The sequence below is a fragment of the Zobellia sp. B3R18 genome (genome assembly GCF_018860715.1).
Taxonomy (GTDB): domain Bacteria; phylum Bacteroidota; class Bacteroidia; order Flavobacteriales; family Flavobacteriaceae; genus Zobellia; species Zobellia russellii.
In genome coordinates this window covers 1,675,119-1,689,053 of record NZ_JAHKQG010000011.1, presented here as the reverse complement: position 1 = coordinate 1,689,053, position 13,935 = coordinate 1,675,119, and the positions used below count along the sequence as shown (strand labels likewise).

The following is a 13,935-nucleotide window of genomic DNA, read 5'->3' as shown; positions in this document are numbered from 1 at the left end:
CCATGAAGTTATCTATTATAAAAATAGGCGGTAACGTCATTGAAAACAAAGAAGAACTCTCTAAATTCCTAAAGGCTTTTTCCGAATTGGAAGGCCCAAAAATATTGGTTCATGGCGGTGGCAAACTGGCCACCCAATTGGGCAAAAGATTAGGTATAGAATCCAAACTCATAGGCGGACGCCGTATTACAGATGAAAAAAGCCTTGAGCTGATTACCATGGTCTATGGCGGACTCGTCAATAAAAATATCGTAGCGGAGCTACAATCCTTAAATTGTAATGCCATTGGACTTAGCGGTGCGGACGGAGATACCATTCAAGCTCATAAAAGACCTGTAAAGGACATTGATTATGGTTTTGCCGGAGATGTTGATGGTGTCAACGCAACGGTTGTTACAAAGCTTCTAGAAGCAGGTCTCACTCCCGTTTTCTGTGCGATGACGCATGACGGTAAGGGACAATTGCTGAACACTAACGCAGATACCATAGCTTCCGAGTTGGCCATTGGCATGAGCTCTAATTACGAAACCACACTTTATTACTGTTTTGAGAAAAAGGGTGTCCTTATGGATGTAGCCGATGAGGAATCCGTAGTTAAGCATATTGATACCGAATCCTACAAAACCCTGCTGGAGCAGAAAATTATAGCAGATGGCATGCTCCCAAAAATGGAAAATTGCTTTCACGCCCTTAAACAAAACGTACATCAGGTACGCATTGGAGACATAGGCATGTTAGACCCTAAATCCACTTTATTCACGACACTTACGCTATAAAAATGGAACAAGCAGCATTAACGCAAAAGGCAATAGACTTATTAAAGGAACTGATTTCGATTCAATCGTTTTCATCCGAAGAGGATAAAACTGCGGACGCCATTGAAAACTGGTTCAAAGCTTTTGACATTCCTTTTAAACGTCACTTAAACAATGTGTACGCGGTAAACAAACACTATGATGAAAGCAAGCCTACCTTGCTTCTAAATTCGCATCATGATACGGTAAAACCGAATTCGGCTTATACCAAAGACCCTTTTAACCCACACATCGAAGACGGAAAACTTTATGGTTTGGGCAGTAACGATGCGGGTGGCGCTTTGGTTTCCCTTATTGCAACGTTCACCCACTATTATGCGGAGGAAAACCTAAATCATAATATTCTAATGGTAGCTTCCATGGAAGAAGAAAGTTCAGGCCCTAACAGCCTACGCGGACTACTACCACACCTGCCAAAGATTGATGTTGCCATTGTAGGCGAACCTACTTTGTTGGATTTGGCCATAGCTGAAAAAGGATTGGTCGTTTTTGATGCGGTCATAAAAGGCACTCCATCACATGCCGCACACCCCAACGATAACAACTCCATTTACAACACTATTGAAGTATTGGAGTGGTTCAAAAACTATAAGTTCGATAAGGTTTCAGAAGCCTTAGGCCCCGTAAAATTAACTGTTACACAAATTAACGGAGGCTCACAACATAACGTGGTTCCTGCACAGGTAGACTTGGTTATAGATGTGCGTGTAAACGACAAATACACCAACGGAGAAATTGCTGAAATTCTAAAGAAAGAAGCACCTTGTGAATTAAAGGAGCGCTCATTAAAATTGAATTCTTCGGCTATTGATAAAAATCATCCATTAGTGCAATCGGGAATTGCATTGGGGAGAAAAACCTACGGCTCCCCTACACTCTCGGACCAAGCCGCATTAACCTGTCAGTCCCTAAAATTAGGACCTGGAGACAGCACACGATCACATTCGGCAGATGAATACATCTACGTCAAAGAAATAGAAGACGGAATAGATTTGTACATTAATTTATTGAAAGGATTTATAAAATAGCTATTAGTACAAAGTACTGAGTATTGAGATTAATCTTGATACTCAGTACTCCATACTAACTACTTAATACTAAAAAAAATGAAACTCTGGGACAAAGGTTTTAGCACCGATAAAAAAATAGACCATTTCACTGTTGGAAACGACCGTGAGCTTGATTTACACTTGGCGAAATACGACGTTATCGCTTCGCAGGCACATGCCAAAATGCTGGGTAAAATAGGACTGTTCACCAATGAGGAAACCACGGACTTGGTAAAAGAATTGGATGCCATTGCCGAAACCATTGAAAAAGGCGAGTTCGTAATTGAAAATTCGTTTGAGGACATGCACTCAAAAATAGAATATGTACTCACTGAAAAATTAGGCGACACCGGTAAAAAAATACACACTGCACGGTCTAGAAACGATCAAGTTTTGGTGGCCATGCACCTATACCTGAAAAACGAACTTTCAGAAATAAAATCAGGCACCAAGGAGTTGTTTGATTTGCTTTTGGAACTTGCAGAAAAGCACAAAGACGTTTTGCTTCCGGGATATACTCACTTACAGATTGCAATGCCATCTTCTTTTGGGCTGTGGTTATCCGCCTATGCAGAAAGTCTTATAGATGATTTATATTTTGTGGATGCCGCTTATAAGGTAGCAGACCAAAATCCTTTAGGAAGTGCAGCCGGTTATGGAAGCTCCTTCCCAATAGACCGAAGTTTTACGACTAAAGAAATGGATTTCGAGACATTAAAATATAACGTTGTTGCCGCTCAAATGGGCCGTGGCAAAGTGGAGAAAGCCACTGCTTTTGGAATGGCAAATATTGCCGCTACCTTATCAAAACTGGCCATGGACATCTGTTTATACATGAGTCAGAATTTCAACTTTCTGTCCTTTCCAGATGAGTTGACCACCGGTAGTAGTATTATGCCACACAAGAAAAACCCTGATGTTTTTGAGCTGGTTCGAGGTAAATGTAACAAGCTACAAAGTATACCCAATCAGTTGACTTTGGTTATCAACAACCTACCGAGCGGATACCACCGTGATCTGCAATTGGTAAAGGAAATTATTGTTCCCGCCATTCAGGACATGAAGGCGTGTATTGAGATTCTTACTTTCAGCCTTAAAGAAATGCAGGTGAACAAGGGCATTTTGGAAGACCCGAAATACGATTATCTCTTTAGTGTAGACACATTGAACGAATTGGTACAAAGCGGGTTACCCTTTAGAGATGCCTACAAAAAAATGGGGCAAGAAATTCAAGAAGGCACCTTTAAGCCAAAGCGAGATATTCATCATACGCATGAAGGTAGCTTAGGTAATTTATGTTTGAAGGAGATTAAAGAGAAGATGGACAAGATTTCTTAAATTGCTAGGCATATTATAGAACCAGGCTTCATGAAAACGCAAATACAGTACCTCCATTTTTGTCTCTTTATTTTAATCATGGTGATAGGGCCAAGTATAAACGCCCAAGACACCTACCAAAGAAACACTTCTGCAGATGTACAGGCTTACGTTTTTGGGCTTACTTTAAATGATGCATCCAATAGCATAAAAGGAGAAGCTGAAATTACTGTTGATTTTAAAAACGAAGTGAATCCGTTTGCATTGGACCTCATCGCCAAAGGAGATACCTATGGCATGCAAGTGACCCATGTTTTTGAAGGAGACACAGAAGCTATCTATAGCTACGAGCAAAACAAAATAAACATAACGCCATCTGCATCCAAAGAAAAAACAAGAACTTATAAAGTGGTTTATGAAGGCATTCCTGAGAGAGGCCTTGTCATTGACACCACTAAATTTGGGCAACGTTCTTTTTTTGGTGACAACTGGCCCAATTTGGCACGGCACTGGCTTCCATCGGTAGACCACCCATCGGACAAAGCTACTATTGAATTTAGGATTACCGCTCCCGACCATTATGATGTAGTGGCCACTGGCGAAAAAATAGAAGAAAGCAATTTAGGCAACGGATTAAAATTGACTACCTACAAAGAACCCGCTCCCGTTGCCATGAAAGTAGTAACCATTGGGGTTACGAAATTTGCAAGCAAACTGTTGGACGAGGTGTATGACATTTCCGTTTCGGCATGGGTCTATCCAGAAAATCGGTTGGACGGATTCTCGGACTATGGTGTAGCTACCAAAGTACTGAAATATTTTATTGATAATATTGGTCCGTATTCCTACGCCAAATTGGCCAACATGCAGGCCAAGACCCAATGGGGAGGTCTTGAAAATGCAGGCGCTATTGCTTATTTTGAAAATTCCGTAACCGGAAAAAACGAAGTGGAAGGACTTATCGCCCATGAAATAGCCCACCAATGGTTTGGTAATTCTGCCAGTGAAAACGATTGGAACCATGTTTGGCTCAGCGAAGGTTTCGCTACCTATTTCGCAATCCTTTATCAAGAAAGCGTGTATGGTAATGACAAGCGAAAAGAGGAATTAGAACTTGACCGTAAGCAAATCATTGAGTATTATAAAAAGAACCCATCACCCATTGTAGACCCTTCCATTACTGACCCAATGAAGGTTTTAAGCACAAACACCTACCAAAAAGGGGGTTGGGTATTGAATATGTTGCGCCATAAGTTAGGCGATGAGATTTTTTGGAAAGGCATTAAGGCTTATTACAAGGCTTTTCGGAATTCCAATGCAATGACTGTCGATTTTCGGAAAATAATGGAACAGGCTTCAGGGGAAGACCTTGAGTCGTTCTTTCAGCAGTGGCTGTTTATAAAGGGTTATCCAGAACTTAAATGGGATTGGAACTACAATAAGAAGAATCTACAAATTAATCTTACTCAAGTTCAAAAGCATCATATTTTTAAATTTCCCATTGAAATAGGTCTTGTTAAAGACGGGGAAATTGTCATCTACAAAATGAATATGGAAAACGCCAGAAAAAACTTGACCATAAAACTAGACTACCAACCGGATGATGTTGTTCTAGACCCGGAATCTTGGTTGCTGTTTGAAGAGAAAAGCAACTAAATATACCCACCACCACTCTACGCTTTAACTTCCTTCCCTCTTGAACATAATACTAGGGAGGTGGATTTATCTTACAATAATCTTTTGTTTTTTTAGAACTATTTACTCCTCTAAAAATCAATGTTGTAGTCATATTTCCCCTATTCAAATATGTCTCACACTTATAGTTTTAACAAACTCACCTTGTAAATTATAGTATTCACAACAAAAATTCTTCGACAGAATACCATTCTTATACTTTTAAATACCAATTAACCAATACCCAACCATTTTTAACCTACTACCCCACATGAAAAGAATTTTCATTCCCCTAATTTCCCTTTGTATATTTTCTTGCAGTACTGATTTGGAAGAAGATACCCTGGATGCAATTAATGAAACTACCAAAACAACATCCGAAAATGAGGAAGAGACCGAAGAAACAACCTCGGAAAACACAAATTCAATTCCTGTTTTTGAAGCAGCCAACTATTCAATAAATGAGCACTCATTAGCTGCCAGTTCTATTGGTTTTGTAACTGCTACCGATAATGACCAAGATGAAATAACTTACTCCATAGAGTCTAGTGCCGATCTTGTAATTGATGAAGTTACCGGTGAAATCATAATGGGTCCGCTGCTTAAACTAGACTTTGAAACAAAGGATTCCTACACGTTTATGGTCTCTGCATTTGACGGTAAAACTATAGTTGACAAGAGTTATGACCTAGCAATTAACAATGTAGACGAAGTTACACTTCTGACGGACGAACAAAAGGAAGTTGTTGCTTACACCCAACATTTAACCTATTGGAAAGGAGATAGTAACATTCCTCTAGACTTTAACCAAAAATGGGCAAACTCTATGAAATTGTATCTCACCGGAACCATTTCAGAACAATATGAGACTACTACGGAAAGCGTCTTAAAACAGTACAATGCATTATTCTCTTCTGGAGATTTCAACATATCGTTAGTTCAAAATTCCGAAGATGCCAATGCAATTTTATTTTACGGCAGTAAAGAAGAGGTAGAAGGGGTTTGGCCTGATATGTACGATGAAATTAAAGATGGGAATTACCATGGTTTTGCTATGAGCCCGTCCGAAAATTCTGTTTTGGTCTCCACCCGAATATGGATATCAAACCCGGCCGAAGCACTTTTAAAACATGAGCTGGGGCATGCACTAGGTTTTGGACATTCTAATAAATGTGAAGACGAAGGAAGCTTTTTGTGCTCTCAAATTAGTACAGAAAATGATTTCCTAGAAGTAGAAAAAGATATTATTCGTTTTATCTACAGTTCTAAAATTACCGCTGGTCTTACCGAAGAAGAAATAGAAGCAATTCTGGCTGATATTATTCTAAATGAGGAATAGTCCATAGGATATAGTCTCCATCATTTTATCTAACCTGTACGCGAATACTACCCCAAACCAACCAGAAATGACTAAAAACCTACTGCCCATTCTGCTATTTTTATTTTTTAGCGCTAGCACAGTTGCCCAATCATTTACCTCTATTTGGAATACCAATAACACAGAAACAGGTTCTTCTGCTAACAACCAAATAACCATACCTACCAACCCCGCATACACTACTTACAATTATGATGTAGATTGGGGAGATGGTTCTACGGATACTGGGGTAACAGGTAATATAACTCACGACTATGCCGCACCAGGCACCTATACAATTGAAATAAGTGGCACTTTCCCATCTATCTATTTTAATGATGACCGGGCTAATGATAAACTAAAAATCATTGAAATATTGGCTTGGGGTGATATTCAATGGCAGACTATGGAAAATGCTTTTTTTGGGTGTGCAAATATGAATTTTGATTTAATCGATTCACCAGATTTGACCCAAGTAACTTCATTTAAAAATATGTTTAGAGGAGGAACTTCATTCAATGGAATTGTGAATGAATGGGATATAAGTACGATTACTGATCTTTCTGGAACTTTTGCAAATTGTAACACCTTTAATAGACCTTTAGATTTATGGGATACAAGTAACGTTACAGATATGTCTGAAACTTTTACTAGTGCAGGTCAATATAATGAGCCATTAGATAATTGGAATACTGGTGCTGTAACTAACATGTCCGCAATGTTTAGTAGTGCTGGTAATTTTAACCAAAATATCAACAATTGGAATGTTGCTCAGGTAACAAACATGTCTGCTATGTTTAGATATACTAATAGGTTCAATTTCCCATTAAATAATTGGATTGTAAGCAACGTAACAGATATGTCGTCCATGTTTGATGGTTCTGCTTTTAACCACCCTATTGGTAATTGGAATGTAGCTAGTGTAACAAATATGTCTGGAATGTTTAGACATGCCGTTTACAATCACCCTTTAGCTAGTTGGGATGTATCTTCTGTTCTAGATTTCTCAGAAATGTTTCAAAGACATAGAACTTTTAATCACCCCTTAAACAATTGGAATGTTACTAATGCTACCAATATGTCTAGCATGTTTGATGGTTGGTATTGGGATCAAGTTTACAACCACCCTTTAGATAATTGGAACGTAAGTAATGTTTCCGATATGAGTTATATGTTTAGAGATAACTCTGGTTTTAACCAAGATATAAGTGGATGGAATGTTAGCAATGTAACTAATATGGCAGGTATGTTTTCGCTAACAGATGTATTTAATCAAGATATAAGTGGGTGGAACGTTAGCAGTGTCACGAACATGTCCACAATGTTTCAACAGGCACAGGTGTTCAATCAACCCCTAAATAATTGGAATATAAGTAATGTAAATAATGTTTCATCAATGTTTGATAGGGCTTCAAGTTTCAATCAACCATTAAATTTATGGAACCTCAGCAATGTTACTAGTTTCCAAAACATGTTTAACCGTGCAAGTTCTTTTAATCAAGATATAACGGGCTGGAATACATCTATTATTACCGATATGTCCGGTATGTTCACTTCTGCCATTACTTTCAACCAAAACTTGGGTATTTGGGATATTTCTTCTGTGACCAATATGACAAATATGTTGTCAAATAGTGGAATATCGCAGGAAAATTATGATAATACATTAATTGGTTGGGCTGGTCAAACTGTAAATACTGGAGTAAATTTAGGCGCATCAAACCTACAATATTGCGATGCCTTAAGCCAAAGACAAAGTTTAATAGATGATGATGGCTGGACAATCTCCGGAGATGCGGTCAACTGTTCGTATGTACTTTGTACCGATATTACGATGCCGCATGCAAGTGATACAGCTACACCTGCAAATAGCGATATCCGGTGGGATCCTGCACCAAATGCCACAGGGTATAAAGTTACCTTAGAAATTGAACGTGGTGGGGTTCGTAGTTATGCTACTATTGGTGGAAATACCGCTAACAATTATGATGTAGGAAATACCGTAGGTTTAGACTTTACCAATGAATTTATGGCTAATGACACCGTATATGTTACCGTAGTACCTTATAATGGTGAAGGGGATGCCGTAGGATGCCAAGAAATTAGTTTTACTGTAGTTGAAAGTTGGGTTAACAGAACCGATGTTTTTAAGATCACTATTGATACTAGAAATTTAGATACCAGTTCTTCTGCGGCAAATCAATATAGAATAGAACTAAATGATGGCTATCCTGACTATTTAACATACGACTTTAATATTGATTGGGGAGATGGGCAGTATGATAATAATGTTACAAATGATATAACACATTCTTATTTAAACCCTGGAATTTATACAATAGCAATCATTGGAGATTTCCCTGCATTTTACCACAGTTCCAGCAATAGAGATAATAAAAAACTTATTTCAATGGACCAATGGGGAGACCAGGTTTGGGGATCTATGCAAAGTACGTTCTATTACTGCCAAAATATGGAATACAACGCAACGGATATTCCTAATCTTACACAAGTTGAAAGCATGCAAAATATGTTTGGTGCTTGTTTTTTGTTTAACGGTAACATTAATGATTGGGATGTTAGTAATGTTACTAATATGAGTGGTGTTTTCTTAGCAGCTCAAGCTTTTAATCAACCATTAAATAAGTGGGATATAAGTAATGTAACAACTATATCTACAATGTTTCTTGGTGCGGATGCCTTTGACCAACCACTTGACAATTGGAATACCAGTAATGTAACGGATATGTCCAGAACTTTTGAACAGACCGAATTATTCAATCAGAACATTAATAATTGGGATGTTAGTAATGTAACCGATATGTCTAGTATGTTCGAAAGAGCACTGCTTTTTAATCAACCACTAGATAATTGGGATGTCAGTAATGTAACCGATATGTCTAAAATGTTCGATGGTTTTGTATATGACATTCCATTTAATCAGCCTTTAGACAATTGGGACGTTAGTAGCGTAACCAACATGACAATGATGTTTAGGAGAGCAATAGACTTTAATCAAAATATTAATGGTTGGAATGTTACTAACGTAACAAACATGGCTTTAATGTTTAACAATACAGATGCCTTTAATCAACCTTTAAATAATTGGAATGTATCATCTGTAACAGATATGAATTCTATGTTCAACGGAGCAGATAATTTTAATCAAAATATTAATGGTTGGAATGTTACCAATGTAACTAATATGTCCTCCATGTTTAACAATGCTTCAAGTTTTGACCAACCACTAAACAGTTGGGACGTAAATTCCGTGGTAAACATGTCTAGTATGTTTCGTGGTGCATCAGTATTTAACCAACCCTTAGATAGCTGGGATGTAAGTGCAGTAGCAAATATGACTTCTATGTTTGAAGATGCTGTACTATTCAACCAACCTATAAGTACATGGAACGTTAGTTCTGTAACCCTTATGGAATCTATGTTTGAAGATGCCGAAGTTTTTAATCAAGATTTAAATAATTGGAACACTGCAGTAGTAACCAATTTTGAAGCGATGTTTAAAAACGCTCTAGCATTTAATGAACCGCTATCTAATTGGAATACTGGTGAAGCATTAACCATGCAAGAAATGTTTATGGGAGCTTCTACCTTTAACCAAAACATTGACCCTTGGGATGTTTCCTTTGTAACCACTATGGAAGCCATGTTCAATGGAGCAACATCATATAACCAAACCATGAACTCTTGGAACGTAGCTTCTGTAGCTACTATGGAAGATATGTTTAAAGATGCAATAGCCTTTAATGAAAATATTGGTGATTGGAATGTTCGTGGTGTTACTACTATGGAAGAAATGTTCAGCGGCGCAACCATCTTTAACCAAGACCTAAATAACTGGCGTATTTCTGGAGTAGAGAACATGGATTATATGTTCAGAAATGCATCGGCATACAACCAACCTATGGATTTATGGAATCCAGGTTTAGTAACAATGCATGCTATGTTTGATAATGCCATTGCTTTAAACCAAAGTTTGGCAGAATGGGATGTTAGTAATGTTACCAATATGAGTGACATGCTAGACCATACTGCTCTGGTTAGAGAAAACTACGACAACACTTTAATTGCTTGGTCAGAGCAAAACCTAACTCCTGGTATTACACTTGGTGCAGAAGATTTACCTTATTGTGATGCACAGGAAGAAAGACAAGCTATGATCGATAATTTTGGTTGGACATTTAACCAAGATGTTCGCGATTGTCCCATACCAGATTGTACCCTATTAACCTCTCCGCTTAATGGCGATACAGATGTACCGGTAAATACAAATATTACGTGGGAACACGCTTTATACGCAGAAGGATACCGTTTAACAGTAGGCACAAGCTCAGGAGGCAACGATATTGTAAATAATGCCACTATAACTAATGAAACCTCATACGAGTTTGCATCCGATTTCAATACTGGAGATGTAGTCTACGTAACCTTAATTCCTTTTAATACAGAAGGAGATGCTGTTGGTCCATGTACCGAAGAAAGTTTTACTATATCAAGTAATCCGGCAACCATACCAGATTGTACTACTTTAATTGAGCCTTTAGATGGAGTAACTGATGTTGCTGTAACCACAGACCTAAGTTGGAACCCTATTTCCAACGCAGATGGCTATAAAATAACAGTAGGAAACTCAGCAGGGGCAAACGACATTCTAAATTCGGAAGATGTTGGTAATATTACCACTTACGAATTTGCAACAGACTTGCCTGAAGACAGTGATATTTTCGTGACTATTATTCCTTACAACGATGAGGGCGATGCCACAAGTTGTACCGAAGAAAGTTTCCATACGGAAATAATTCCTGTACCACCGGTTTGTACAAATTTAACAACTCCATTGAATGGTGCAACTGACGTACCTATTGATACGCAATTAAGTTGGACAGCGGTATCTAACGCTACTGGATATTTAGTAGTTGTTGGAACTACTTCTGGTGGAATTGAAGTAGTAAACAATATTGACGTTGGTAATTTTACCACGTATGATATTCCTGGAGATTTACAAGAAGCTAGGATGCATTACGTAACTATTATTCCGTATAATGCAGAAGGTGATGCAACAGGTTGTATAGAAGAAACCTTTACTACAGGAGATTCTACGAGTCCTCCGTCATGCACAAGTTTATCTGCGCCAATACATGGAGCAACGGCGGTTGCCCCTGATACCAATTTAACATGGGCCGAAATAACTTCTGCTACGGGGTACAAATTATCCGTAGGTACATCTTCAGGCAGTTCTGATATTTATTCTGGCGATGTTGGCGATGTTTTAATTCACGATCTTGCTGCTGATTTACCCGAGAGCACAACAATTTATGTAAGTGTTACTCCGTACAATGATAATGGCGACGCCATGAGCTGTACAGAAGAAAGTTTTACTACCGATGGTGTGCCGCTTTGTACAACATTATTAACGCCTGCAAACGGAGCAACAAATATTGCGGTAGACTCTAATATTGAATGGAACCCTAGTGGCAACACTAATGGCTATAAATTAACGGTAACTGCTAGCAGTAGTACTGCCAATAATTTAACAGATGTTGATATCATATCAGGTACTACACACACTTTTGCAAATGACTTTGAAAGAGGTGAAACTGTTACTGTCACTATTACGCCATACAACGATACTGGTGATGCTATTGGATGCACCTCGGAGAGCTTTACTATTGTTCCTCCTCCAATACCAACGTGTACTACTTTAATAACACCAACGGCAGGAGCTGTTGATATTGCCCCAAGCACCAATTTAGAATGGAATGCAAGCACAGATGCAGACGGTTATAAACTTACCGTTATGGCAAGTAATAGCACGTTAAACAATATAACAAATGTTGATATAACTTCGGGTACCACATATATTTTCGCTAATGATTTTGAACAAGGAGAAACTGTTACCGTAACCATTATACCATATAACTCCGTTGGGGATGCTATTGGGTGTACTTCGGAAAGTTTTACAATAAAATCTGTGCCTACTTGCACAGCTCTAAGTTCACCCACAAATGGTTCTATAGATATTGCACTAGATTCTGATATTACCTGGAATACTGTAACAGATGCTACGGGTTATAAAGTATCTGTAACCGGCAGTAGCAGCACCGCAAACAACCTAACAGATTTTGATACTACAACTACAACCTATGATTTTACCAATAATTTTGAACAAGGTGAAACCGTTACGGTTACCATTACCCCATATAACGAAGTGGGAGATGCTATTGGGTGTACTTCTGAAAGCTTTATTATTGAGGCCGTACCGCCATGCACCTATTTAACCACCCCTACAAATGGCACCATTGATGTAGCTGTTGACACAAATTTGGAATGGCAACCTATTACCGAAGCAAATGGATACAAGTTAACCGTATTAGCAAGTAGCAGTACGGGTAATAACGTAACCGATTTAGTTTTATCAACCGGAACATCCTATAGTTTTCCAAATAATTTTGAACAAGGCGAAACGGTTACAGTTACCATTGTTCCTTACAATAATGTTGGAGACGCCATTGGGTGTACTTCGGAGAGTTTCACTATAAAGACCATACCCATGTGTACCAACTTGGTATCTCCTGTAAATGGAGATATCATACAAACTACAAGCGAAATTAGTTGGAATCCAGTTATAGACGCTGATGGTTATAGATTAACTATTGATGGTAGCAATAGTACCGCAAATGACATTTCCAATTATGACACAACAGATACCACTTATGTTCTTCCAAATGATTTTGATGAAGGGGAAAATGTTACGGTTACCATTACTCCGTACAATGAAGTAGGTGATGCGATGGGATGTACCTCGGAAAGTTTTGTAATACGGCCAATACCTTCTTGCACCAATTTAACAGTTCCTCTAAACGATGCAACTGATGTTTCTGTCATCACAGATATTTCATGGAATACAAGTTCAGATGCCGATGGTTATCGAATTTCAGTAGGTACATATCTAAACGGTACCGATATTGTAAACAATGAAGACGTAGCTTCTTTAACCAGCTATACCTTTGCTGAAAATTTACCTTCCGAAAGTTTAATTTATGTTACCATTACCCCATACAACACTTCCGGAAGCGCTATTGATTGTACAACAGAAAGTTTTGAAACGGAAATAATAGCTCCGGGATGTACTCAATTGTCCAGTCCGTTCAATGGAGAAAACAATGTACCGTTAGAAAGTAGCATTTCATGGAACGCAATAGATAAAACAGAAGGTTATCGCTTATCAATCGGAACAACTCCAGGTGGAACTGAAATCCTGAACAATCAAGATTTAGGTAATACTACAACATATACACACACAGAGGAGTTACCTCTTGATACACAAATTTATATAAATATTGTTCCATACAATAATGCAGGTGACGCGTTACAATGTGAAGAACAGTCTTTTACTACGGTTATACCGGAAGATGACACCAAATATGGCTTCTCACCGGATGGAGATGGAATAAATGAATATTGGCATATAGATAATATTGAGTACTACCCAGAAAACGTGGTAATGATTTACAACAGATGGGGAGATGCCGTTTTTCAAATAAACAACTACGACAATAACTCCAATGTTTTCCGTGGTGAGGCCAATTTAAAGACCAAAATGGGTGCAGGAAAATTACCGGCAGGAACTTATTTCTTCCACATTCAGATTGAAGGCGAAACTATTCTTAAAAAAACTACAGGGTACGTAGTAATCAAGCGTTAA

General features: G+C 38.3%; 6 protein-coding genes. All 6 read left to right on the top strand.

The features are described 5' to 3' along the window. Positions 1-2: 2 nt before the first annotated feature. A complete protein-coding gene (gene argB, locus KO513_RS13485) occupies positions 3-776 on the top strand; it encodes an acetylglutamate kinase (protein ID WP_215913794.1) in 774 nt (257 codons plus the stop codon). Between the two features lie 2 nt (positions 777-778). Next, positions 779-1,843, top strand: a complete 1,065-nt coding sequence (locus tag KO513_RS13480; RefSeq protein WP_215913793.1) for a M20 family metallo-hydrolase — start codon at positions 779-781, stop codon at positions 1,841-1,843. Between the two features lie 78 nt (positions 1,844-1,921). Then, positions 1,922-3,202 carry an argininosuccinate lyase gene (gene argH, locus KO513_RS13475; protein WP_215913792.1) on the top strand — a complete coding sequence of 427 codons (1,281 nt, stop codon included), beginning with the start codon at positions 1,922-1,924 and terminating at the stop codon, positions 3,200-3,202. Between the two features lie 30 nt (positions 3,203-3,232). Next, the gene (locus KO513_RS13470; protein ID WP_252735795.1) at positions 3,233-4,837 is read left to right on the top strand and encodes a M1 family metallopeptidase; all 1,605 of its coding nucleotides are present in this window, start codon (positions 3,233-3,235) and stop codon (positions 4,835-4,837) included. 289 nt (positions 4,838-5,126) lie between these two features. Continuing rightward, complete coding sequence (locus tag KO513_RS13465) at positions 5,127-6,194, top strand: hypothetical protein (protein ID WP_215913791.1); 1,068 nt, start codon at positions 5,127-5,129, stop codon at positions 6,192-6,194. A gap of 67 nt (positions 6,195-6,261) precedes the next feature. Further along, complete coding sequence (locus tag KO513_RS13460) at positions 6,262-13,935, top strand: BspA family leucine-rich repeat surface protein (protein WP_215913790.1); 7,674 nt, start codon at positions 6,262-6,264, stop codon at positions 13,933-13,935.